This is a genomic window from Geobacillus sp. LEMMY01, from assembly GCF_002042905.1.
Classification (GTDB): domain Bacteria; phylum Bacillota; class Bacilli; order Bacillales; family Anoxybacillaceae; genus Geobacillus; species Geobacillus proteiniphilus.
This window is the reverse complement of sequence record NZ_MVKA01000004.1, coordinates 62,289-85,539: the sequence shown is the minus strand read 5'-3', so window position 1 is coordinate 85,539 and position 23,251 is coordinate 62,289. Positions and strand designations below refer to the sequence as shown.

Annotated in this window: 24 protein-coding genes and 2 tRNA genes; all 26 read left to right on the top strand. The window is 52.2% G+C overall.

Annotated elements, in window-relative coordinates; genetic code table 11:
- Window positions 1-103 precede the first annotated feature (103 nt).
- The 26 genes from rnmV (at window position 104) to spoIIE (ending at window position 23,243) form a co-directional block, all read left to right on the top strand.
- Entirely contained in the window at window positions 104-667 is a 564-nt protein-coding gene (gene rnmV, locus B1A75_RS03670) for a ribonuclease M5 (protein WP_074043763.1), read from the top strand.
- Entirely contained in the window at window positions 660-1,541 is an 882-nt protein-coding gene (rsmA, locus tag B1A75_RS03665) for a 16S rRNA (adenine(1518)-N(6)/adenine(1519)-N(6))-dimethyltransferase RsmA (RefSeq protein WP_074043762.1), read from the top strand. The genes rnmV and rsmA overlap by 8 nt, the downstream gene beginning before the upstream one ends.
- 139 nt (window positions 1,542-1,680) lie before the next feature.
- Entirely contained in the window at window positions 1,681-2,580 is a 900-nt protein-coding gene (gene yabG / locus B1A75_RS03660) for a sporulation peptidase YabG (protein WP_074043761.1), read from the top strand.
- A gap of 182 nt (window positions 2,581-2,762) precedes the next feature.
- A complete protein-coding gene (veg, locus tag B1A75_RS03655; protein ID WP_011229553.1) occupies window positions 2,763-3,020 on the top strand; it encodes a biofilm formation stimulator Veg in 258 nt (85 codons plus the stop codon).
- A gap of 175 nt (window positions 3,021-3,195) precedes the next feature.
- Window positions 3,196-3,375 (top strand): small, acid-soluble spore protein, alpha/beta type, encoded by a 180-nt coding sequence (locus tag B1A75_RS03650; protein WP_122983906.1) that lies wholly within the window; start codon window positions 3,196-3,198, stop codon window positions 3,373-3,375.
- Between the two features lie 219 nt (window positions 3,376-3,594).
- Entirely contained in the window at window positions 3,595-4,467 is an 873-nt protein-coding gene (gene ispE / locus B1A75_RS03640; RefSeq protein WP_079935764.1) for a 4-(cytidine 5'-diphospho)-2-C-methyl-D-erythritol kinase, read from the top strand.
- Window positions 4,468-4,522: 55 nt separating this feature from the next.
- Window positions 4,523-5,344 carry a pur operon repressor gene (gene purR, locus B1A75_RS03635; protein ID WP_079935761.1) on the top strand — a complete coding sequence of 274 codons (822 nt, stop codon included), beginning with the start codon at window positions 4,523-4,525 and terminating at the stop codon, window positions 5,342-5,344.
- Window positions 5,345-5,387: 43 nt separating this feature from the next.
- Window positions 5,388-5,762, top strand: a complete 375-nt coding sequence (locus B1A75_RS03630) for a RidA family protein (protein ID WP_074043760.1) — start codon at window positions 5,388-5,390, stop codon at window positions 5,760-5,762.
- A 126-nt stretch (window positions 5,763-5,888) separates the two neighbouring features.
- Window positions 5,889-6,179, top strand: coding sequence for a septation regulator SpoVG (spoVG, locus tag B1A75_RS03625; RefSeq protein ID WP_003247437.1), 291 nt, complete (start codon window positions 5,889-5,891; stop codon window positions 6,177-6,179).
- Between the two features lie 131 nt (window positions 6,180-6,310).
- Window positions 6,311-7,687, top strand: a complete 1,377-nt coding sequence (glmU, locus tag B1A75_RS03620) for a bifunctional UDP-N-acetylglucosamine diphosphorylase/glucosamine-1-phosphate N-acetyltransferase GlmU (protein ID WP_079935759.1) — start codon at window positions 6,311-6,313, stop codon at window positions 7,685-7,687.
- Window positions 7,688-7,699: 12 nt separating this feature from the next.
- On the top strand, window positions 7,700-8,647 hold the full coding sequence (locus B1A75_RS03615; protein WP_074043759.1) for a ribose-phosphate diphosphokinase: 948 nt from the start codon (window positions 7,700-7,702) through the stop codon (window positions 8,645-8,647).
- Window positions 8,648-8,724: 77 nt separating this feature from the next.
- Entirely contained in the window at window positions 8,725-9,357 is a 633-nt protein-coding gene (locus B1A75_RS03610; protein WP_079935757.1) for a 50S ribosomal protein L25/general stress protein Ctc, read from the top strand.
- Between the two features lie 60 nt (window positions 9,358-9,417).
- Window positions 9,418-9,978: an aminoacyl-tRNA hydrolase gene (gene pth / locus B1A75_RS03605; protein WP_079935755.1), complete on the top strand. Its 561-nt coding sequence runs from the start codon at window positions 9,418-9,420 to the stop codon at window positions 9,976-9,978.
- Window positions 9,979-10,083: 105 nt separating this feature from the next.
- On the top strand, window positions 10,084-10,314 hold the full coding sequence (gene fin / locus B1A75_RS03600; RefSeq protein ID WP_011229562.1) for an anti-sigma-F factor Fin: 231 nt from the start codon (window positions 10,084-10,086) through the stop codon (window positions 10,312-10,314).
- A gap of 88 nt (window positions 10,315-10,402) precedes the next feature.
- Entirely contained in the window at window positions 10,403-13,936 is a 3,534-nt protein-coding gene (mfd, locus tag B1A75_RS03595; RefSeq protein ID WP_079935754.1) for a transcription-repair coupling factor, read from the top strand.
- A 208-nt stretch (window positions 13,937-14,144) separates the two neighbouring features.
- Window positions 14,145-14,681 (top strand): stage V sporulation protein T, encoded by a 537-nt coding sequence (gene spoVT, locus B1A75_RS03590; protein WP_079935753.1) that lies wholly within the window; start codon window positions 14,145-14,147, stop codon window positions 14,679-14,681.
- Window positions 14,682-14,955: 274 nt separating this feature from the next.
- On the top strand, window positions 14,956-16,506 hold the full coding sequence (locus tag B1A75_RS03585; protein WP_079935752.1) for a putative polysaccharide biosynthesis protein: 1,551 nt from the start codon (window positions 14,956-14,958) through the stop codon (window positions 16,504-16,506).
- Window positions 16,507-16,512: 6 nt separating this feature from the next.
- Window positions 16,513-17,973: a bifunctional methyltransferase/pyrophosphohydrolase YabN gene (yabN, locus tag B1A75_RS03580; RefSeq protein WP_079935751.1), complete on the top strand. Its 1,461-nt coding sequence runs from the start codon at window positions 16,513-16,515 to the stop codon at window positions 17,971-17,973.
- A gap of 13 nt (window positions 17,974-17,986) precedes the next feature.
- A complete protein-coding gene (locus tag B1A75_RS03575) occupies window positions 17,987-18,268 on the top strand; it encodes an RNA-binding S4 domain-containing protein (protein WP_079935749.1) in 282 nt (93 codons plus the stop codon).
- A gap of 122 nt (window positions 18,269-18,390) precedes the next feature.
- Entirely contained in the window at window positions 18,391-18,696 is a 306-nt protein-coding gene (gene yabP / locus B1A75_RS03570; RefSeq protein WP_012820452.1) for a sporulation protein YabP, read from the top strand.
- The gene (gene yabQ, locus B1A75_RS03565; protein ID WP_079935747.1) at window positions 18,693-19,325 is read left to right on the top strand and encodes a spore cortex biosynthesis protein YabQ; all 633 of its coding nucleotides are present in this window, start codon (window positions 18,693-18,695) and stop codon (window positions 19,323-19,325) included. Before yabP ends, yabQ begins: the two co-directional genes overlap by 4 nt.
- Window positions 19,326-19,341: 16 nt before the next feature.
- On the top strand, window positions 19,342-19,713 hold the full coding sequence (locus B1A75_RS03560) for an FtsB family cell division protein (protein ID WP_079935746.1): 372 nt from the start codon (window positions 19,342-19,344) through the stop codon (window positions 19,711-19,713).
- Between the two features lie 118 nt (window positions 19,714-19,831).
- Complete coding sequence (locus B1A75_RS03555) at window positions 19,832-20,230, top strand: S1 domain-containing RNA-binding protein (RefSeq protein ID WP_011229571.1); 399 nt, start codon at window positions 19,832-19,834, stop codon at window positions 20,228-20,230.
- 174 nt (window positions 20,231-20,404) lie between these two features.
- A tRNA-Met gene (locus tag B1A75_RS03550) sits at window positions 20,405-20,481 on the top strand.
- Between the two features lie 12 nt (window positions 20,482-20,493).
- Window positions 20,494-20,565 (top strand) — tRNA-Glu (locus tag B1A75_RS03545).
- Between the two features lie 197 nt (window positions 20,566-20,762).
- Window positions 20,763-23,243, top strand: coding sequence for a stage II sporulation protein E (spoIIE, locus tag B1A75_RS03540; protein ID WP_079935744.1), 2,481 nt, complete (start codon window positions 20,763-20,765; stop codon window positions 23,241-23,243).
- The last annotated feature ends 8 nt before the right edge of the window (window positions 23,244-23,251 follow it).

Genomic DNA, 23,251 nt, shown 5'->3' with positions numbered 1-23,251 from the left:
AAGCGGCTTTCGGCGATGATCCGCCTTACTTTTGATTTTACCGGAAAGGAGGCATTGCAGAAATAGGAAAAAGGGACGATTCCGTTGTTTCTGCAATGGGAGGATGAAGATCAAAGAAGTGATCGTTGTGGAAGGAAAAGATGATACGGCGGCGATCCGGCGCGCCGTCGATGCTGATACAATCGAGACAAACGGAGCAGCGGTGGGCGCGGATGTCATTGAGCGGATCAAGCTGGCGAAAGAGCGCCGCGGCGTAATCATTTTTACCGATCCCGATTTTCCCGGCGAAAAAATTCGCCGCACGATTGCCGAACAGGTGCCGGGGTGCAAGCATGCCTTTTTGCCGCGCGAGGCGGCCAAAGCGAAAAACGGCAAAGGCATCGGGGTTGAGCACGCGTCCCCTGACGAAATCCGTCAGGCGCTCGCCAACGTGTATGAAGAGGCGTCGGATTGGAAGGAAGAAATTACGTTTGCTGAACTGATCGAGGCTGGGTTGATCGGCGGCGCGATGGCGCGCCAGCGGCGGCAGCGTCTCGGGGAGGAGCTGAAAATCGGCTATGCGAACGGTCGGCAGTTTCATAAGCGGCTGCAAGTGTTCCGCATTTCCCGTGATGCTTTTTATGCCGCGTTAGCGCGCGTGATGCAGGAGGAGGCGGACGATGTATAAAGATATTGCAACACCGGGGCGGACGAAAGAAATTTTGGATCGATATGGCTTTTCGTTTAAAAAGAGCCTTGGGCAAAACTTTTTGATCGATGCGAACATTTTGCGGAAAATCGTGGATGTTGCCGACATCTCCCCTGATACAGGAGCGATTGAAATCGGACCGGGCATCGGAGCGTTGACGGAACAATTGGCGCGGCGGGCGAAAAAAGTCGTCGCTTTCGAAATCGACGGCCGACTGTTGCCCATTTTGGCCGACACGCTGTCTCCTTATGACAATGTGCGCATCTTTCACCAAGATGTATTAAAGGCCGACTTGCATGCCGTCATCGCCGAGGAATTGGCTGATGTAAGCGACCGGATGGTCGTCGCCAACTTACCTTATTATGTGACGACACCGATCATTATGAAGCTGCTAACCGAGCGGTTGCCGATCCGCGGCATGGTCGTCATGCTGCAAAAAGAAGTCGCCGACCGTCTTGCCGCCAAGCCGGGGACGAAAGATTACGGCTCGCTGACGATCGCTGTGCAGTATTATACTGAAGCGGAAGTCGTCATGACGGTGCCGCGCACCGTCTTTATGCCGCAGCCGAACGTTGATTCTGCTGTCATCCGGCTCGTAAAGCGGCAGCGTCCGCCTGTTGTTGTCGACGATGAGGGCGTGTTTTTCCAAGTGGTGCGGGCAAGCTTCGCCCAGCGCCGCAAAACGCTGTTCAACAACTTAACAAACAATTTGCCGGGAGGAAAAGAGAACAAAGAGCAAATTGAACGAGCGCTCGCTGCTTTGGGCATTGACCCGCGCCGCCGCGGAGAGACGCTTGACATCGCTGAGTTTGCTTCATTAAGCAACGCGTTGGCGCCGCTTTTCGGCAAGTGAAGGAGTCGCAAAGAAAGCGCTCCTCTGGGGGGCAGCGGTCTTTTCGTCAAGCAAAGCCATTCAAACAGGCGTCTATCACCTATTGTCCGCACGTGCATATCGTATGGATGACAACGATTATGCAATGGAGTGAGCGGTGATGGACGTCATTAAAATCGGCGATATTGTCGCCCGCAAGTCTTACCAATGTGATTTATTGTTCCGAGTCATTGATATGAAAGAGAAAAACGGCGAGTGGGAAGCGATTTTGTATGGTGAAGATGTGCGCCTCGTCGCGGACGCTCCGTGCAGTGATTTAGTCGTCATCGATGAGCGGGAGCAGCAGGAACGGAAAAAGCGGGAAATCGAGCTGATCGAACAATCGTATCGGCTTTTTCGCCAAGATTATCAGGCGATCAAGCAAAAAGTCGAATATCGGGCGACCGGCGGATACCGGGTGGAGAAAGATTTTTTTCAAATTCCGGGGCGCGTCCTCCATTTGGATGGCGACCCGTTATATTTGCGCAAATGCATGGATTTGTATGAACGGATCGGCGTGCCGGTGCACGGCATTTACTGCGAGGAAAGCGAAATGCCGGAAAAAGTCGGCTACTGGATTGAGCAGTTTCGCCCTGATATTTTAGTCATCACCGGGCATGATTCGTATTCGAAGTCGAAAGGAAAGGTGCATGAGTTAAAAGCGTACCGCCATTCGCGCCATTTTGTGCAAACGGTGAAAGAGGCGCGCAAAAAAGTGCCCCATTTGGATCAACTGATCATTTTCGCCGGCGCCTGCCAGTCGCACTTTGAATCGCTCATCCGCGCTGGAGCAAATTTTGCCAGTTCGCCGGCGCGGGTGAACATTCATGCTCTTGACCCCGTCTACATTGTGTCGCGCCTCAGCTTCACCCCGTTCACCGAAACGGTCGACGTATGGGATGTGCTGCGCAACACGTTAACCGGGGAAAAGGGGCTTGGTGGGGTGGAAACGAAAGGCGTGCTCCGCACCGGGATGCCGTTTCGCCTTGTTGAGGATCGAGAGGAAAACCGCCGCAGTTGATGGGCGGTTTTTTCTATACGTCCGTCGCATTTTTTTACAAAAAAGTTCCACATCACACATAAAAAGAAGGATATTGTAGAAAAATATACATTGACAGAAATAAAAATGCCCTGATATAATCTTTATTTTTTGACTTTAGACGCCATCTTTGTTATAATTGCAAATAGTGAGGTGGATGATGAATGCCAAAGACTTTATCCGATATTAAAAAAACGCTGGATTCGAATATCGGGAAACGGTTGACGCTGCGGGCCAACGGCGGACGCAGAAAAATGATTGAGCGTTGTGGTATTTTGGCGGAAACATATCCATCCGTATTTGTCATTGAGCTGGATCAAAAAGAGAATTCGTTTGAACGCGTATCGTTCAGTTACGCCGACGTATTGACAGAGACGGTAAAGTTGACGTTTTGGGATGATGAGCAAGCAGGGGGGCAGTAGACAGATTTGTTTGCTGCTTTTTGTTTTTTCATAAAACCGCCCCCTTTATTTCATACTAAAACTGCCGCAGCCGCCTTTTGCCTTGACAAATGCAAAGCCGGCTTGTTGATGCGCCGGCGGGTTGCCAAACGTTTCATGCCATAGCGCCAATGAACATGGAAAGGGGTTGCTGACATTGGGTCGACGCCGCGGGGTTATGTCGCAACGCTTGAAAGAAGAGCTGGCGAAAGAGTTGGGCTTTTACGATGTCGTGCAACGTGAGGGATGGGGCGCCATCCGCGCGAAAGACGCAGGGAACATGGTCAGATTGGCGATTGAACGGGCGGAACGGCAGCTGGCCGGAACAACGGAATAGCGCCGGCAGCGGGGCGTGTTGCGGCGAGGGTGTCCCGAACGGGGCGCCCTTTTTTGCATACATATATTGTTTGGCGTCGTCGCCAGAACATGGTAATATGATAAAATGGGTTGACGAAAGAAAGGCGGATGAGACGGGGCAAAGACGGCGGAGACGGAAAGCAGCCGATGGATGCCGATCCGCTTATTCATGATTGCGCGTGGAAGTAGGTGAGGATGAGTGAGGTTGTCGATAAAAGCGCCGGCGAAAATCAATTTATCACTCGACGTTCTTTATAAGCGCCCGGATGGTTACCATGAAGTGAAAATGGTGATGACGACGATCGATTTGGCCGATCGCATTGAGCTTGTCGCGCTGCCGGAGGAAGATGCGATCCGCATCGTTTCGCAAAACCGCTTTGTGCCGGATGATTGCCGCAACTTGGCGTATCAGGCGGCGAAGCTTCTTAAAGAGACGTTTTCGATCCGCCAAGGGGTGGCCATTTCGATTACGAAGCATATTCCGGTGGCTGCCGGATTGGCGGGAGGAAGCAGCGATGCAGCGGCGACGCTGCGCGGGTTGAACAAGCTTTGGCAACTTGGATTAACGATGGATGAACTGGCAGAGCTCGGGGCGAAAATCGGTTCGGATGTCGCTTTTTGCGTCTACGGCGGAACCGCCTTGGCGACGGGGCGCGGGGAAATCATCACTCCGATCGCTTCACCGCCGCCGTGCTGGGTTGTGCTGGCCAAGCCCCCGATCGGTGTATCGACGGCGGAAGTGTACCGAAACTTGGAACTTGAGCGTGTCAGCCATCCGGACGTCGATGCGATGGTGAGAGCGATCGAGCGGCAAGATTATGCGGCGATCTGCCGGTTGGTCGGCAATGTTCTTGAGGAAGTGACGTTGAAAAAATATCCGGAAGTCGCGCATATTAAAGAACAAATGAAGCGGTTTGGCGCTGATGCGGTGCTGATGAGCGGCAGCGGGCCGACCGTGTTTGGACTGATCGAGCACGATTCCAGAATGCAACGGGTATACAATGGGCTGCGCGGCTTTTGCGACCAAGTGTTTGTGGTGAGAATGTTAGGAGAACGGCATTCTCTTGATTAAACACGTACATTTTTGTTAAAATATATTTATAATATTCGGTTTCGGGAGGTCGGCTATGAAGCTAAGACGAAGCGGCCGTTTAGTCGATATGACGCATTATCTTCTTGAACGGCCACATCAGCTCATTCCGCTGACATTTTTTGCGGAGCGGTACGAATCGGCCAAATCGTCGATCAGCGAAGATTTGGCCATCATTAAGCAGACGTTCGAGCAGCAAGGAATCGGAACCGTTCGGACGCTGCCCGGCGCTGCTGGCGGCGTGCAATACATTCCAAAAATGGCTGCCGAGGAAGCAGACGAAGTGGTTGCGTATTTGTGTGAACAACTGTCGCGCCCCGATCGGCTTCTTCCCGGCGGATATTTGTATATGACCGACATTCTTGGCGATCCCCGTATTATGAACAAAATCGGCCGCCTTTATGCGTCGATGTTTGCCGACCGTCCGGTGGATGTCGTCATGACGATCGCCACCAATGGGATTCCGTTCGCGTATGCCATCGCCAACTTTTTGTATGTGCCCGTTGTCATCGTTCGCCATGACAATAAAGTGACAGAAGGACCGATGGTGAGCATCAATTACGTATCCGGTTCGTCCAAGCGCATCCAAACGATGGTCCTATCGAAGCGCAGTTTAGCGGAAGGAGCCAATGTGCTCATCGTTGACGACTTTATGAAGGCGGGGGGCACAATCAACGGCATGATCAGCTTGCTGCAGGAGTTTAACGGCAATGTCTCCGGCATCGGCGTGCTCGTCGAGTCAGAGGAGGCGAAAGAACGGTTGGTCGACGAATACATTTCGCTCGTCAAACTGTCCGAGGTAGATGTGAAAGAAAAGCGGATCGCTGTCAAAGAAGGCAATTACAAAGCGTTTTTATAGCAGCTTGCTGCTTGACATAAAAATCAAGAAAGGAGACTGGCTAATGAGAAAGGTAGAGACAACGAAGGCGCCGCAAGCGATCGGCCCATATTCGCAAGGGATCATCGTCAACAACATGTTTTACAGCTCGGGGCAAATCCCGCTCACTCCAGAAGGGGAATTGGTGAAAGGCGACATTCAGGCGCAGACGCATCAAGTGTTTCAAAACTTGAAAGCCGTATTGGAAGCGGCCGGCGCTTCGCTCGATACGGTGGTGAAAACGACCGTATTTCTGAAAAGTATGGATGATTTTGCGGCCATGAACGAAGTGTACAGCCAATACTTCCCGAACCATAAGCCGGCGCGCTCGTGCGTGGAAGTAGCCCGGCTGCCGAAAGACGTCCTTGTCGAAATTGAAGTCGTTGCCCTCGTTCCGTAATGATCAGACCCACTTTTTCCCTACATAAAAATTTATAAAAAATTTTTCGAAAAAAAGAAGGAAATGACTCGAGCACGTGGAATTAATTACATCGAGTCTCATATAGGGAAAAAGGTGGTGAGCAAAATGGAAGTGACAGACGTAAGATTACGCCGCGTCAATACCGAAGGACGGATGAAAGCGATCGCCTCCATTACGTTGGACAACGAGTTCGTCGTCCATGACATCCGCGTCATCGACGGAAACAATGGGCTGTTCGTCGCGATGCCGAGCAAGCGCACACCAGATGGGGAGTTCCGTGATATCGCTCATCCGATCAATTCCGCCACGCGCGGGAAAATCCAGGAGGCGATCCTCGCTGAATATCACCGCCTCGGGAAGTTGGAAGAAGAACTTGAAGAAGCTGGCGCTTCGTAAACATATGAAAGGGAGCTTGGGTGAAATTCACCAAGCTCTCTATTTTTTGGCAACCGCATTGTTTCCTTGAAAAGTGCCACTGATTCATATATATTCAATTATGGATAAAAGGGTAATTGGAGGCCTTTCACATGAAGCGATATGCGGTCATTTTGGCGGCCGGACAAGGAACGCGGATGAAATCAAAGTGGTATAAAGTTCTTCATCCCGTTTGCGGCAAGCCAATGGTTCAGCACGTCATCGACCAAGTGTCGAAGCTTGGGGTGGAAAAAACGATTGCGGTAGTGGGATTTGGGGCGGAACAAGTGAAAGAACAGCTCGGCTCCCAGTGTGAATATGCCCTGCAGGAGGAGCAACTCGGGACGGCGCATGCGGTAATGCAGGCGGCTCCGCATTTGCGCGGCCTTGAAGGAGTGACGATTGTCGTCTGTGGGGATACGCCGCTCATCACCGCTGAGACGATGGAGACGCTCGTCGAGCATCATATGGCCGCCAAGGCGAAGGCGACCGTATTGACGGCCATCGCTGATGATCCGTCCGGATATGGCCGCATTGTCCGCAACCAGGCTGGCCATGTCGAGAAAATTGTCGAACATAAGGATGCGAGCGAGCAAGAGCGGAACATCCGCGAGATTAACACGGGAATCTATTGCTTTGACAACCAGACATTGTTTCAAGCGCTTACAAAAGTGACCAACCACAACGCTCAAGGTGAATATTATTTAACGGATGTGATTGAAATTATCAAAGCGGACGGCGGCGTTGTATCCGCCTATCAGGCGCCGTCGTTTGAGGAAACGATCGGCGTAAACGACCGCATCGCCCTCGCCGAAGCGGAGGGGATCATGCGCGGTCGCATTTGCCGTTATCATATGAAAAACGGGGTCACGATCATCGATCCGGCTTCCACCTATATTTCCGCCGAGGCGGTGATCGGGCGCGACACGGTCATTTATCCCGGCACGGTGATTGAAGGCGAGACGGTGATCGGTGAAGACTGTGTCATTGGACCAAATTCGGAAATTAAAAATTGCTATATCGGCCATCGCACATCGATTCGCCATTCGGTCGCCCATGACAGCGAGATTGGTTCGGATGTGACGATCGGCCCGTTCGCCCATATTCGACCGCTGTCAAAAATCGACGATGAGGTGCGGATCGGCAATTTCGTCGAGGTGAAAAAATCGACGTTCGGCAAAGGAAGCAAGGCGTCGCACTTGAGTTATATCGGCGATGCTGAAGTCGGCGCCGATGTCAATCTCGGCTGCGGGTCGATTACGGTCAACTACGACGGCGTGAATAAGCATATGACCAAAATCGAAGACGGGGCGTTTATCGGTTGCAATGTCAATTTGATTGCACCGGTTACGGTTGGACAAGGCGCTTACGTCGCCGCCGGATCGACGATCACGAATGACGTCCCCGGTCGCGCGCTCGCCATTGCCCGCGCCCGGCAAGTCAATAAAGAAAATTATGTCGATCGCCTGCCAGGCAAGAAAAAATCTTAGCGGAGGTCTACCATGTCTGACTGTCAGCATCAATTAAAATTGTTCGCTCTGAACTCGAACATGAAGTTGGCGAAGGAAATTGCAGAAGTCCTGGGAATCGAGCTCGGCAAATGTTCCGTTTCCCGTTTCAGCGACGGGGAAATTCAAATCAACATTGAAGAAAGCATCCGCGGCGACGATGTGTTCGTCATCCAATCGACGAGCGTGCCGGTCAATGAGCATTTGATGGAGCTGCTCATTATGATCGACGCGTTAAAGCGTGCCTCGGCCCGCACGATCAATATCGTGATGCCGTATTACGGCTATGCCCGCCAAGACCGGAAAGCGCGTTCGCGCGAGCCGATTACGGCGAAGCTGGTCGCCAACTTGCTCGAGACGGCCGGAGCGTCGCGCGTCATCACGCTTGATTTGCATGCCCCGCAAATTCAAGGATTTTTCGATATTCCAATCGATCATTTGATGGGTGTGCCCATTTTGGCGGATTATTTCAAAAGTAAACAGTTGGAAGATATTGTCGTCGTCTCCCCGGACCATGGCGGTGTCACAAGGGCGCGCAAGCTCGCCGACCGCTTGAAAGCGCCGATTGCCATTATCGATAAGCGCCGGCCGAAGCCGAACGTGGCGGAAGTGATGAACATTGTCGGGCAAGTGGCGGGGAAAACGGCCATTTTGATTGACGATATTATCGATACCGCCGGCACGATTACGCTCGCGGCCAACGCTCTGGCGGAAAGCGGAGCGAAGGAAGTGTACGCGTGCTGCACCCATCCGGTGCTGTCCGGTCCAGCGATCGAGCGCATTCAAAGTTCCAAAATTAAGAAACTGGTCGTCACCAATTCAATTGCCTTGCCAGAAGAGAAGAAAATTGATAAAATTGTAGAGCTGTCGGTGGCTCCGCTTATTGCTGAAGCGATTACGCGCGTGTATGAAATGAAGTCTGTCAGCGTCCTGTTCGACTAACGCAAGAAAACATGTTTAGCCCTTCTTGTTTTAGGATAAAGTAGTCAATAGATTCTAATTCAGGAAGGTGGAGAAACATGGCGATTGTGTTGGAAGCGAAAGAACGCACAGACAAAAAACGTTCGACATTGCGGCGTATTCGTTCACAAGGTGGCATTCCAGCGATTTTGTACGGCAAAAAAGTCGAAAACAAAATGATTTTCGTCAGCGCCGCTGAGCTGGAGAAAGTGCTTCGTGAAGGCGGACGTACAAGCTTGCTGACGCTGAAAGTCGGCGGCGAGGACTACTCGGTGTTGTTGCGCGAGATGCAGCGCGATCCGTTGCGTGGCGAGTTGCTTCACGCCGATTTTCAAGCGGTTGATTTATCGACAGAAGTCGATATTGACGTTGAAGTTCGCTTAGTGGGTGAGGCGCCTGGCGTGAAGGAGGGCGGCGTGTTGCAGCAAAACTTGCATGAGCTGTCCATCCGCGTCCTGCCGGCGAACATTCCGTCAGTGATCGAAGTGGACATTTCTGGACTGCAAGTCGGTGATACCGTCACCGTTGGCGACGTGCAAACGGATGGCAAATTTGAAATCAATCATGAACCTTCCGAAGTGATCGCCACGATCTTGCCGCCGCAACAAGAGGCAGAAATCGATAGCGGCGAACAGCAAGAGGCAGGGCAGCCTGACGCTGAGAAAGGAAGAGAAACGACGTCAGAAGAGTGACAGACGTAACCGTTTCGGTTACGTCTTTTGTAGTATCATCCAAAGAGAGGAGCGCGAGGATTGAAGCTGTTTGTCGGGCTCGGCAATCCGGGCAAGGAGTATGAGCAAACAAGGCACAATGTCGGCTTTTTCGTCATCGACGAGCTGGCGAGGCGCTGGAATGTATCGTTAAAAACTGCTAAATTTCGCGGCTTGTTCGGAACGGCGTCCGTTTCTGGCGAAAAAGTGGCATTATGCAAGCCGTTGACATATATGAATTTATCAGGAGAATGTGTTCGCCCACTTATGGATTACTACGACATTGTCGTCGATGATGTTATCGTCATTTACGATGACCTCGATCTCCCGCCAGGGAAAATCCGCCTTCGCTTAAAAGGGAGCTCCGGCGGCCATAACGGCGTCAAATCGATCATTCACCACCTTGGCACCGAGCAGTTTAAGCGCATCCGCATCGGCATCGGCCGGCCGACCGGCGGCCAACCGGTTACGGACTACGTGCTCGGCCGCTTCACAGAAGAGGAGAAACCGGCGGTGGACAAAGCGGTGCTGCGGGCTGCCGATGCGTGCGAACAGGCGGTGAGCGCACCATTTATTCAAGTGATGAATGACTTTAACGAATGAATATTTTCCTCTGAACTGGTGCAGAATGTGAGTACGGAAGGCGGCCGAAGCGTTGGCTTTGTCTGCCTTGCGGACGGGAACAGCCCAGTGAGGAGGTTGGCTTGGATGGCGTTGCATTACTATTGCCGCCATTGCGGCGCAAAAGTCGGAACAATTGAGCAAATGCCGATCTACAGCGAAAAACTAGGATTCCACCACTTAACGGAAGAGGAACGGCTCGAGATGATTTCATATGAGCCGAACGGCGACATTCATGTGAAAACGATTTGCGAAGACTGCCAAGAGGCGCTGGCGCGAAACCCGGAATGGCATCAATACGAAAAATTCATCCATTGAGGGCAGCTTTGGGCGACCAAAGCGTTTTTGCGTTTGCGCTAGGCCAGGGGAACGGAAAGAAACTGGCGTTGAGAGGAGGGAGAATAGGGTGCTTTCGTTGCATCGCTATTTAGCTGAAAACCAAGATGTGCGTACAATCATCGAGGGGATCCATGTCCGCTTGAAGGAACAGCTTGTCGCCGGGCTGTCGGGGTCGGCCCGGTCTGTTTTTATTTCCACGCTTTACAAGGAGACAGGCCGGCCGCTGTTAGTCGTCTCTCACAATTTGTTTCAAGCGCAAAAAATGTATGACGACCTCGTTTCGTTGCTCGGGCCGGAAGACGTGTTCCTTTACTCAGTGAACGAAGTGATCGCCGCTGAGATGGCGGTCGCCAGTCCGGAGCTGAAGGCACAGCGCCTGGAGATTATGAACCATTGGGCGCAAGGCGGAAAAGGGGTCGTCGTCTGCCCGGTCGCCGGCTTGCGGCGTTTGTTGCCGCCGCCGTCGCTTTGGAAGCAGTATTTGTTCACCTTCTCCGTTGGACAAGAGTTCGATGTAGAACGTTGTAAACAGAAGTTTGTGCAAATGGGGTACAAACGGGTCGGCACCGTTTCCGCCCCCGGAGAGTTCAGCGTCCGCGGCGGCATCATCGACATTTATCCATTGACCGCTGAGCTTCCGTACCGCATCGAGCTGTTTGATACGGAAATCGAATCGATTCGGACGTTCACCCCTGACGACCAACGTTCGCAAGGGCAAATTGAGCGCATCATGATCGGGCCGGCCGATGAAATCATTCTCGATGAACAGACGCGGCGCCGAGGAATCGAGCGGATTGAAGCGGGGCTTGCGTCGAGTTTGGAGACGATGAAAGATGAGGCCGCCAAACAGCGGATGTATGAACATATTCACGCTGAGCTTGAGCAATTGCGCGAGGGGCAGGAAATCGAGCAACAATATAAATATATGTCCCTTTTTTATGAAAAGGTTGCGAGTTTGCTAGATTACCTGCCAGAAGACGGCGTGCTGCTCATGGATGAAATGAGCCGGCTGCAAGAGGCGGCGGAACGGTTGGATCGCGAAGAGGCGGAATGGTATACGAGTTTGCTTGACGGCGGGAAAATGATTCATGGCGTACCGCTTTCGCATTCGTTTTCTGAATTATTGCAAAAACATCGGTTCCAGCGGGTATACTTATCGTTGTTTTTGCGCCATGTTCCGTATACCCACCCACAAAACGTCGTCAATATTACGTGCAAACAAATGCAAAACTTCCATGGGCAAATGGCGCTTCTTCAATCCGAAGTCGAGCGGTGGAAAAAGGCAAACTATGCGGTCGTCTTTTTGGCGCCGAATGCCGATCGGGTGAAAAAGCTGCAATCATTGCTTCAAGATTATGAGATTGACGCGCTGCCGCTCGCGCGCGATGCGGCTTTGCTGCATGGCAAATGCCAGCTCCTTGAAGGCGATTTAAATACCGGGTTTGAATTGCCGTTGCAAAAAATTGCAGTCATCACAGAAGAAGAGCTGTTCAAAAAACGGGCCAAACGCCCGGTGCGCCGGCAAAAGCTGTCCAACGCCGAGCGGATCAAAAGCTACGCCGAATTGCAAGTCGGCGACTACGTCGTCCATGTGAACCATGGCATCGGGAGATATTTAGGCATCGAGACGTTAGAAATCAACGGGGTGCATAAAGACTATATCCATATCCAGTACCAAGGCGGCGATACGCTGTATGTTCCGGTCGACCAAATGGATCAAGTGCAAAAATACGTCGGCTCGGAAGGAAAAGAGCCAAAAATTTACAAACTCGGCGGTTCGGAATGGAAAAAGGTCAAAAAGAAAGTGGAATCATCCGTCCAGGATATCGCTGAAGATTTAATCAAGCTGTACGCCGAGCGCGAGGCAAGCAAAGGATATGCGTTTTCGCCGGACACCGAGATGCAGCGTGAATTTGAAGCGGCGTTTCCGTATCAAGAGACGGAAGATCAGCTTCGGTCGATTGAGGAAATTAAGCGTGATATGGAGAGCGATAAACCGATGGACCGCCTCCTTTGCGGCGACGTCGGCTACGGGAAGACGGAAGTGGCGTTGCGGGCGGCGTTTAAAGCCATTATGGACGGCAAACAAGTGGCCTTTCTTGTGCCGACAACGATTTTGGCCCAGCAGCATTACGAAACGGTGCGCGAACGGTTTCAAGGGTTCCCGATCAACGTCGGACTGTTGAACCGCTTCCGGACGAAAAAGCAACAAGCCGAGACGATCAAAGGGCTAAAAGATGGGACGATCGATATGGTCATCGGCACGCACCGGCTGCTGTCGAAAGACGTGAAGTTTAAAGATTTAGGCTTGCTCATTATCGACGAGGAGCAGCGGTTTGGCGTGGCGCATAAGGAAAAAATCAAGCAGCTGAAGGCGAACATCGACGTGCTCACCTTAACGGCGACGCCGATTCCGCGCACGTTGCATATGTCGATGATCGGGGTGCGCGATTTGTCGATCATCGAGACGCCGCCTGAAAATCGGTTCCCGGTGCAAACGTATGTCATGGAATATACGCCCGAACTCGTCAAAGAGGCGATTGAACGTGAGCTCGCCCGCGATGGGCAGGTGTTTTTCCTTTACAACCATATTGAAGATATCGACTTGAAAGCGGAAGAAATCGCCCAGCTTGTCCCAGAAGCGCGCGTCACTTACGTGCATGGCCGCATGTCGGAAACGGAGCTCGAATCGACGATTTTGGCGTTTTTGGAAGGGCAATACGATGTGCTGGTGACGACGACGATCATCGAAACGGGCATCGATATTCCGAATGTCAACACGCTCATCGTCTATGATGCCGACCGGATGGGATTGTCGCAGCTGTACCAGCTGCGCGGGCGCGTCGGCCGCTCAAACCGCGTCGCTTATGCGTATTTCACCTATCGGAAAGATAAAGTGCTCAATGAAGCGGCGGAAAAGCGGCTGCAAGCCATTAAAGAGTTTACCGAGCTCGGCTCCGGTTTTAAAATTGCCATGCGCGATTTGTCGATCCGCGGCGCGGGCAACATTCTCGGTGCCGAACAGCACGGCTTTATCGACTCGGTCGGATTCGATTTGTATTCGCAAATGTTGAAAGAAGCGATTGAAAAACGGCGCGGCATCAAGCGGGAAGACGAGCAGCCGGATGTCGTCATCGATGTCGAAGTCGACGCCTATATTCCGAGCACATACATTGCGGACGAGTTGCAAAAGATCGAGATGTACAAGCGATTTAAGGCAGCGGAGACGCTCGAAGACGTTGAGGCGCTGCGCGAGGAAATGGTCGACCGCTTCGGCGATTATCCAGATGAAGTCGCGTATTTGTTCCAAATTGCTGAGTTGAAGGTGTTGGCCAAGCAGCTTGGCGTCGAATCGATGAAGCAACATAAGCAGCAAATTGACATCTTGTTTACTGAGCAGGCATCGAAAGCGGTGGAAATCCAGCGTCTATCTGACATCGGCCATCGGCATGGCCGCTTGTTCGGGTTTGGCATGGACGGAGCGAAGCTGAAGATTGTGCTCTATATCAAGGAAATGAAGCCGCACGAGTGGCTGATGATTTTAGAGGAGATGCTGCGGCGGCTGTCCGGGGTGGAAAATGAGAAGTCGGTGACGGCATAATCAGGAAAAAATTTTATGATGTTTATCGTTTCCTGCATGTGGCGATAATGAAGGATGGGCAATTTTATCTAAAATGGCCAAAATCACTTTCATCACGTATAGAACGTGGATTGTGAAGGATACTAATGACAACAATGGTGAATTCCCCATTACAAGGGTTCATCGGAGTATCCTTCAAATCCTAGATGAAAGTGAGGGTATACAAGGTATGAAAGCAACCGGTATTGTTCGTCGCATCGATGATTTAGGAAGAGTTGTCATTCCGAAGGAAATTCGCAGAACGTTGCGCATTCGTGAAGGAGATCCGCTCGAAATATTTGTTGACCGCGATGGAGAAGTCATTTTGAAAAAATATTCGCCGATCAGTGAATTAGGCGACTTTGCCAAAGAGTACGCCGAAGCGCTGTTTGACAGCCTCGGCCAGCCTGTGCTCATTTGCGACCGCGATGTATACATCGCTGTCGCCGGCGTTTCGAAAAAAGAGTATATGAACAAAAGCGTCAGCCCGTTGGTGGAAAAAACGATGGAAGAACGCAATTCCATCCTCCATACGGAGGAAGGGGAAGTCGAGCTCGTTGACGGGATGACGGAAACGTTGAAGTCGTATACGATCGGCCCGATTGTCGCCAACGGCGATCCGATCGGAGCAGTCATCATTTTATCGCGCGAGAAAATGCTCGGTGAAGTGGAGCATAAAGCAGTAGAAACAGCCGCCAGCTTTTTGGCTCGACAAATGGAACAATAGGCGAAACGACAAGGCAGCTTCACAGGCTGCCTTTTTTTCCGCCCGGCAAATGGGGCGTCAGATGTCTTGGATCCCGGAATCGCTTCACATCCTGCTTTTTTCGTCCGCCTGGCTTGCGGAACAGCGCATGAAGCCGTGCGAATCGACTATCGCCTTTGTCCAACAGGCGGAAGTTGCGCTATAATATCGAGCGTAGCCATAATGGCGCTTGGCGGCTTCTATCGCCCCCCGGCGTCTAGGTTGAGTGGGTTGTCTATGCGAGGGGAGAAACTGGATGGGAAACGTATGGAAAGGGGCGGCGATCTTAACGGCCGCCGCTTTGGCCGCGAAACTATTAAGCGCTTTGTACCGTGTTCCGTATCAAAATATGGTCGGGGACATTGGTTTTTATATTTACCAACAAGTGTACCCGATTTATGGCATCGTCGTCGCACTCTCGCTGACCGGCTACCCGGTTGCCGTCTCGAAGCTTGTCGCCGAGCGGTTGGCGGGACAGGATGAAGCGGGTGCTGCCGCCGCCGTGCGCGTCGCCTTGTTGGTGTTAAGCGTCCTTGGCGTCATTCTGTTTGCCTCGCTGTATCTAGGGGCGGGGGTGATTGCCTCGGCGATGGGCGACGGACGGCTTACGCCGCTCGTGCGCTTGCTTTCGTTTTCGTTTTTGCTGTTTCCGCCCATCGCGTTGTTGCGTGGCTATTTCCAAGGGCGGCATGATATGACGCCGACGGCGGCGTCCCAAGTTGGCGAGCAATTCGTCCGGGTGACGGCGATTTTAGGGCTGTCGTATGGAGCGGTGCAGCGCGGCGCCGACGTCTATGCTTGCGGCATGGCAGCGGTCGCAGGGACGCTAGTAGGCATGGCGGCGGCGCTTCTCATTTTGCTTTTCTGTCTGTCTCGGCGCCGGCGGCTAAAAACGGTGGGCCGCACGCCGCCAGCTTGGGATCGACAGGTGGGCCGGCGTTTATTGACGGCGGGGACGGTCATTTGCTTGACGAATATGGCGTTGACGCTGATTCCACTCGTCGATTCATTTTTATTCGTTCCGCTTCTACAGGAAGCGGGGGCAAGGCTCGACGAGGTGCAGCGGCTAAAAGGAGTGTACGACCGCGGTCAGCCGCTCATTCAGCTCGGCACGGTCGTCGGCACGTCGTTTTCATTGGCGCTTGTTCCACTTCTTTCCGGAGCGCGCCGCCAAGGTGCCGTTTTCGCCTATGGAGCGCTGTCCATCCGGCTCGCCGTTGTCATCGGGCTTGGTGCTTCGTTAGGGCTCATTTGCCTCATTCGACCGATCAATGCGATGTTGTTCGAGAATGACTACGGTTCGTCGGTTCTCGCCGTCTTGTCCTCCTCTGTCTTTTTTACTACGATTGCGTTGACCGCCTCTGCATTATTGCAAGGAATGGGGAGGGAATGGACGGCCGCTGCCGGCGTGGCGTTGGCAGTGGCGGGGAAGGCCGCGCTTATGCATTGGCTTGCTCCGCGGTTTGGAGCGCTTGGCGCCGCCGCGGCGACGACGGGTGCTTATGCGCTCATGGCAGGCTTTTTATACGCCTTTTTGCCGCGTGAATATCGGGCGACGGGCCGGAAATACATGTACCCAACCGTGAAGGCGGCCGCTATGATGGTCGTCGTATTGCATGGGTATAGGTGGCTGATGGACAGCTCGAGCGAGGGTCGCCTATGGGCGGCTGTCGAGGCGTTTGGCGGCGTTGCCATCGGTGCTGTCGTTTACCTTGCGTGTATTGTGAAAGGACATGTTTTTTCTGAACAGGAGTTAGCTGCTTTCCCATTGGCTAATAAATTCCGTCTACGATTAGGAGGCAGGTGATCGGCGATGAATACGATTTATGTGTTCGGCCTCGGCGCCGGAGATGTAAAACAGCTGCCGATTGGCGTGTACCGAAAGCTAAAGCGGGCGCATCCGCTCTTTTTGCGGACGAAAGAACACCCGGTGGTCAAATGGCTTACGGAGGAAGGGATTGCGTTTACATCATTTGATGAAGTGTATGAAAAACACGAGCAGTTTGCTGATGTGTACGCTGACATCGTCGATCGATTGACGGAACAGGCGAAGCACGGCGATGTGTTTTACGCTGTTCCCGGCCATCCGCTTGTTGCCGAGCGGACGGTGCAGCTTCTTTTCGAAGCTGAGCGGCGCGGCGTCTGCCGAATCGTTATCGAAGGTGGTCAAAGCTTTTTGGATGCGCTGTTTACGGCGGTGCGCATCGATCCAATTGAAGGGTTTCAGTTGCTTGATGCGACGACTTTTCGAGGAGAAGAATGGTCGCCTTCACTGCATGCTGTTTTTTGTCAAGTGTACGATTCGTTTGTGGCCTCGAACGTGAAGCTTTCTTTGATGGAACAGCTTCCCGACGATTACCCGGTCTACATTGTCACCGCGGCAGGCACGAAGGACGAGCAAGTAAAGCGCGTGCCGCTTTATGAGTTGGACCACGAGACGGGGCTTGACAACTTGACAAGCGTCTACGTGCCGCCGGTGAAGGACGAGCCGTTGCTTTACCACCGGTTTGAGACGCTGCGCCGCGTCATCGCCACGCTGAGAGGACCGAACGGCTGTCCATGGGATCGGAAGCAGACGCATGCGTCGCTGAAGCGCTATTTGCTTGAGGAGGCGTATGAGTTGCTCGAGGCGATTGACGAGGGCGACGATGATCATATGGTCGAGGAGCTCGGCGATGTATTGCTGCAAGTGATGCTCCATGCGCAAATCGGCGCCGACCGAGGGTTGTTTTCGATCGACGACGTCATCCGCACGCTGACGGCGAAAATGATTCGACGCCACCCGCATGTGTTTGGCGATGTCACGGCCGAGACGGCCGAACAAGTCGTTGCCAACTGGGAGAAGATCAAGGAGAAAGAAAAAGGAGGCGGGCTTTCGGAATCGATTCTTGCCGACATTCCGAAAAGTTTGCCAGGGACCATGCGGGCGTACGAGCTGCAGAAACGAGCGGCGAAAGTCGGGTTTGACTGGGATGATGCCCCGCCGATATGGCAAAAAGTCGAAGAAGAAATGGCCGAGTTTCGAGCCGAAACGTCCGGCGGCCGTCGCGATCGGCTTGTCGGCGAGTTTGGCGATCTATTGTTCGCGCTCATCAACCTCGCCCGTTATTACGGGATTCAACCGGAAGAAGCGCTGCAAATGGCTAACGACAAATTTGCCCGCCGTTTCGCTTATATCGAGGAACAAGTGCGAAAAAGCGGCCGGTCGATCACCTCGTTTTCGCTTGCCGAACTCGATCGTTTTTGGGAAGAAGCCAAAGAAAACGAACGGTAAGGGGGATCATGCAATGCGCCTTGATAAATTTTTAAAAGTGTCTCGCCTCATCAAACGCCGCACACTGGCGAAGGAAATCGCCGATCAAGGGAGAGTGTGGATCAACGGCCATGTCGCCAAAGCGAGCTCCGATGTGAAAGTCGGCGATGAATTGACGATTCAATTTGGGCAAAAGCGGGTAACGGTAAAAGTGACGGATCTAAAAGAAACAACGAAAAAAGAGGAGGCGGCCGGGCTGTACGAATTGATCCGCGAAGAACGGACCGCCCCGGCGCCGGAACAAGACGACGTCTAATTTGTCCTGCAGGCTTGTTCTAAACCATCCCCCGCTGACATACATATGGTACAAACAACGGATGAGAAAAGGCGGTTGGCCTTGCCGGCTTTCTATACTAAATGGAAATGCGGGGGATGAACATGAGTCGACACGATGAATTTGGCGGAAGCACGAACAAAGGTCCGGTCCAAGAACATGATGTGATCATGCGCGGCCGGCGCCTTCTTGACATCACCGGGGTGAAACAAGTCGAGAGCTTTGACAACGAGGAGTTTTTGCTTGAGACGGTCATGGGCTTTTTGGCCATCCGCGGGCAAAACTTGCAAATGAAAAACTTAGATGTCGACAAAGGCGTTGTTTCGATTAAAGGGCGCATTTTCGACCTCGTTTATTTAGATGACCATCAGGAGAAGGCTAAAGGATTCTTTAGCAAGTTGTTCAAATGAATGTCAGCATACAGCTGTACACCATGCTGGCGATGATTGGCATGGGCGGTTGGCTTGGCTTGGCGTGGGATACGTACAGCCGGATGTTGAAACGGCATGAGCGGGCGCACTGGCTCGTCTTTGTGAATGACGTGCTGTTTTGGGCGGTGCAGGCGCTCATCGTGTTTTATGTGCTTCTGCTCGTCAATGAAGGCGAGCTTCGCTTTTATTTGTTTCTCGCGCTTTTATGCGGATATGCCGCTTATCAAAGCTTGCTCCGCTCCTGGTATGTTCGGGTGCTCGAGTGGCTCATTGGGCTGGCGGTAAGACTCGGACAGACGCTCGCTCAGCTGTTCCGCCTCATGGTCATGCGCCCGCTCATCCTCCTTGGGCAAATGGCGCTGGCACTTCTATTGTTTGCTTGGCGGCTTTTGTTGTGGATCGCCCGATTTTGGCTGCTGGCTGTTTGGAAGATGATCCGCCTTTTGCTTGCCCCGCTGCGTTGGACGGGCATCATCATTTGGCGGCGGATGCCGCCGCAAAGGCAAGCCGGGGTGGAAAAATTTTTTCACCGTTTAAAAGGATTTGCTGGACAAATCAAGAATACAAAAGAGAAAATAAGGATGTGGTTTGCGAAATGGCGCGAGTAAAAGAGGTGTAAACGCGATGAACGTGCCCCGGAGAACGAATGTGACGAAGCTGTCGTCGACGTACATAGCGGAGCATGAGGAGAAAAAGCAGAAGGCGGCGAGAAGACGGCGGGCTGTCGCTGTCCGTTTGGTTGTCTGGTCGTTGTTGTTTGCGATGTTCGCCTCTGCTCTTGTCTACACCTTGCACTCGCAAGCGAAGGCAATCGATGCAAAAACGGCGGAACAGCAAAAGCTGAAAGAGCAGCTTGCGGAGCTTGAACGGAAGGAAAAGCAGTTGAAAGAGGAAATGAAAAAGTTGCATGATGATGACTATATCGCCGAGCTGGCGCGGAAAAAATATTACTTATCGAAAGATGGGGAAATTATTTTCGTCTTGCCGGAAAAATAATTTTGCCTGCGAATGCCCATTTTCTACGGGCATTCGTCATATTGACACGCATTTTTCCCATTCGCTATAATGAAAAAAACACCATCTTTAAAGCGTTTTAAGGAGGAGCACTTTTTTTATGTCGATTGAAGTAGGCAGCAAGTTACAAGGCAAGGTCACGGGCATTACGAAATTTGGGGCGTTTGTGGAGCTGCCGGAGGGGGTCACAGGACTCGTTCACATTAGCGAGGTAGCCGATAACTATGTCAAAGACATCAACGATCATCTGAAAGTCGGCGATATGGTGTATGTCAAAGTCATCAACGTCGGTCAAGATGGAAAAATCGGTTTATCCATTCGCAAAGCAAAAGACACGCCTTCTTCGCAGCGGCCGCGCCATCGGACAAACGACCGCTCCGCGGCGGACAGCTTAGAACAAAAAATCAGCCGATTCTTAAAAGAGAGTGAAGACCGATTGGCATCGCTGCGCCGTCATACGGAGTCGAAGCGGGGAGGTCGTGGAGCGAGACGAGGGTAACTTGCTGCTGAAAGATTGTTTGAAGGATGACAAATTAGGAAACAAGCATCCGTCGCTATGGATGCTTTTTTTGTTTCTGTAAGGAATAAGAGGATATATTTTCCCTCTGCATTTTCCGCCTATATGTATTGACAATCGTCATCTCCTCCGTTATGATATAAACTGTTGCCACACGGCGGTGTAGCTCAGCTGGCTAGAGCGTACGGTTCATACCCGTGAGGTCGGGGGTTCGATCCCCTCCACCGCCACCAACAATCAAAAATGGCCCGTTGGTCAAGTGGTTAAGACACCGCCCTTTCACGGCGGTAACACGGGTTCGAATCCCGTACGGGTCATCGCAAACGAGCATGCGCCATCAAGCGGCATGCTCGTTTTTCTTTTTTGTCTCTTTCTGTCGGAACAAGCCTGTTGACCGCGTTTTGCCGTGGAAAACGTCGAACGATTTTTTATTTTTCTTTGTTGTTTTGACAAATTTCTGACAATTAAAGCGATATAATAGGGGGCAATAGAAAGGCAAAGGAGAGGATCGGGAATGGAAAGAGTAGAAAGAGGGACGGTGCGCCGCAGCATTTCGGAAGTGCCGATTCATGACACGCAAGCAACGGTGTCGCGCTGGATGCGCCATGTGAAGCTGCGCCTTGGTCATCTGTTCATCCATCAAGGCTTTTTGCTTCTTCTTGTTGGCTTTTTGCTTGGACGAGCGTTGATTTTGTCGAAGCTGACCCCGTTCGCTTTGCCATTTTTCGTTTCGGTCTATATGCTGCGCCGCGACAAGGCCGCTTTTGCGTTGATCTCGCTGTTGGCCGGTGCTTTGACGCTGTCGCTTGATGTGGCGCTGTTTGTCGGCGTTTCCATTTTTGGCTTTCTCTTTATTTACGGATGGGTGCGGAGAGTGATCAGTGAGTCACTGAAAATCGTTCCATTTGTTGTGTTTGTGCTCTCTCTTTCCGCCAAATGGCTGATCTCCTATTATTGGCTCGGAGAGCGGTCGGTCTACGGCGCCGCCATGGCGGTCGTCGAAGCCGGGCTGTCGCTTGTATTGACGTTGATTTTTATGCAAAGCATCCCGTTGTTGACAGTGCAGAAGCATAAACATGCGTTGCGAGCGGAAGAGATCATTTCGTTGATCATTTTGCTCGCCTCGATGTTGACCGGGATGATCGGCTGGGCTGTGTACGGTTTGTCGCTTGAGCATGTGATGTCGCGCTACCTCGTTTTGTTGTTCGCGTTTGTCGCCGGGGCGGCGACCGGCTCCACCGTCGGCGTTGTCACCGGGCTTGTACTGAGCTTGGCAAATGTCGGCAACTTGTCGGAAATGAGCTTGCTTGCTTTCGCCGGGCTGCTTGGCGGGTTGCTGAGGGAAGGGAAAAAACTTGGGGTGGCGTTCGGCCTCCTCGTCGCGACGCTGCTGCTTGGTTTATACGGTGAAGGGAAGAGTGAGCTTGCACCGACGCTGCTTGAATCCGGCATCGCTATTATGCTGTTTTTTGGTACATCCCGTTCACTGACGGAGAAAATCGCCAAATACATTCCCGGCACGGCAGAATATATAAATGAGCAACAACAATACGTCCGGAAAATCCGCGATATGACGGTGCAACGCGTCTCGCAGTTTTCCAACGTCTTTCAGGCGCTGGCGGAAAGCTTTTCGCCCGAACCGCTTCCGGATGCCAATGAATACAGCGACCGTGAAGTCGACTATTTTTTGAGCGACATCACGGAAAAAACGTGCCAAACGTGCTTTAAGAAGGCGCAATGCTGGGCGGACAACTTTCGTACAACCTATGCGTACATGAAGCAAATGATGGGCGAGGCGGATGAAAAAACATTGGCGCAAAACCATCCGTTGCTGCGCGAGTGGGAGCGGTATTGCGTCAAGGCCGGCAAAGTCGTCGATGCGATTGAAAAAGAGATGGTTGCTTATCAAGCAAACCGCAAGCTCAAACGGCAAATCCACGAAAGCCGGAAACTTGTCGCTGAACAGCTGTTGGGCGTTTCGCAAGTGATGGACGATTTCGCCAAAGAAATGCAGAAAGAACAGGAAAACCATTATTTGCAGGAAGAACAAATTTACCATGCGCTGCAAGAGTTTGGCATCGAAGTGGGCCATGTCGACATTTACAGTTTGGAAAAAGGAAATATCGATATTGAAATGAGCATTCCTTACTGCGAAGGGCGAGGTGAATGCGAAAAACTGATCGCGCCGATGCTGTCGGACATTTTAGGGGAGACGATCGTCGTTAAGCGCGAAGAATGCGCCGCCTATCCGAACAGCTACTGCCGCGTCGCTTTCGGCTCGACGAAAGCATTCGTCGTCGAAACGGGCGTCGCGTTTGCCGCCAAAGGAGGGGGATTTATTTCTGGCGACAGTTATGCAACGATTGAACTTGCTACCGGCAAGTACGCCGTTGCCATCAGCGATGGCATGGGCAATGGGGAGCGGGCGCATGACGAAAGCCGCGAGACGCTGCGCCTGTTGCAAAAGATTTTGCAGACGGGAATGGACGAGTCGATTGCCATCAAATCGATCAATTCGATTTTGGCATTGCGGACGACAGAAGACATGTATGCGACGCTGGATTTGGCCATCATCGACTTGCAAAACGCGGCGACGAAGTTTTTGAAAATCGGATCGACGCCAAGCTTTATTAAGCGCGGTGATAAGGTGATGAAAGTGGAAGCGAGCAACTTGCCGATGGGCATCATTAAAGAAGTGGAATTTGACGTTGTCACCGAGCAGCTGAAATCGGGCGACTTGCTCATTATGATGAGCGATGGTGTGTTTGAAGGGCCGATGAACGTCGAAAACCATGATGTTTGGATGAAGCGGAAAATTCAAGAATTAAAGACGAACGACCCGCAAGAAGTCGCCGATTTGATCATGGAGGAAGTGATCCGCCAATGCGGCGGCGAGATTGAAGACGATATGACCGTCGTTGTCGCCAAAGTTCGGCACAACACGCCGAAATGGGCGACGATTCCGGCATACATGTATATGAAAAAGGCGCAATAGCTAGCGTA

Coding starts and splice junctions, on each gene's coding strand:
- rnmV (WP_074043763.1), top strand. CDS start 104: ATGAAGATCAAAGAAGTGATCGTTGTGGAAGGAAAAGATGATACGGCG.
- rsmA (WP_074043762.1), top strand. CDS start 660: ATGTATAAAGATATTGCAACACCGGGGCGGACGAAAGAAATTTTGGAT.
- yabG (WP_074043761.1), top strand. CDS start 1,681: ATGGACGTCATTAAAATCGGCGATATTGTCGCCCGCAAGTCTTACCAA.
- veg (WP_011229553.1), top strand. CDS start 2,763: ATGCCAAAGACTTTATCCGATATTAAAAAAACGCTGGATTCGAATATC.
- purR (WP_079935761.1), top strand. CDS start 4,523: ATGAAGCTAAGACGAAGCGGCCGTTTAGTCGATATGACGCATTATCTT.
- B1A75_RS03630 (WP_074043760.1), top strand. CDS start 5,388: ATGAGAAAGGTAGAGACAACGAAGGCGCCGCAAGCGATCGGCCCATAT.
- spoVG (WP_003247437.1), top strand. CDS start 5,889: ATGGAAGTGACAGACGTAAGATTACGCCGCGTCAATACCGAAGGACGG.
- glmU (WP_079935759.1), top strand. CDS start 6,311: ATGAAGCGATATGCGGTCATTTTGGCGGCCGGACAAGGAACGCGGATG.
- B1A75_RS03615 (WP_074043759.1), top strand. CDS start 7,700: ATGTCTGACTGTCAGCATCAATTAAAATTGTTCGCTCTGAACTCGAAC.
- B1A75_RS03610 (WP_079935757.1), top strand. CDS start 8,725: ATGGCGATTGTGTTGGAAGCGAAAGAACGCACAGACAAAAAACGTTCG.
- fin (WP_011229562.1), top strand. CDS start 10,084: ATGGCGTTGCATTACTATTGCCGCCATTGCGGCGCAAAAGTCGGAACA.
- spoVT (WP_079935753.1), top strand. CDS start 14,145: ATGAAAGCAACCGGTATTGTTCGTCGCATCGATGATTTAGGAAGAGTT.
- B1A75_RS03585 (WP_079935752.1), top strand. CDS start 14,956: ATGGGAAACGTATGGAAAGGGGCGGCGATCTTAACGGCCGCCGCTTTG.
- yabN (WP_079935751.1), top strand. CDS start 16,513: ATGAATACGATTTATGTGTTCGGCCTCGGCGCCGGAGATGTAAAACAG.
- B1A75_RS03575 (WP_079935749.1), top strand. CDS start 17,987: ATGCGCCTTGATAAATTTTTAAAAGTGTCTCGCCTCATCAAACGCCGC.
- yabP (WP_012820452.1), top strand. CDS start 18,391: ATGAGTCGACACGATGAATTTGGCGGAAGCACGAACAAAGGTCCGGTC.
- yabQ (WP_079935747.1), top strand. CDS start 18,693: ATGAATGTCAGCATACAGCTGTACACCATGCTGGCGATGATTGGCATG.
- B1A75_RS03560 (WP_079935746.1), top strand. CDS start 19,342: ATGAACGTGCCCCGGAGAACGAATGTGACGAAGCTGTCGTCGACGTAC.
- B1A75_RS03555 (WP_011229571.1), top strand. CDS start 19,832: ATGTCGATTGAAGTAGGCAGCAAGTTACAAGGCAAGGTCACGGGCATT.
- spoIIE (WP_079935744.1), top strand. CDS start 20,763: ATGGAAAGAGTAGAAAGAGGGACGGTGCGCCGCAGCATTTCGGAAGTG.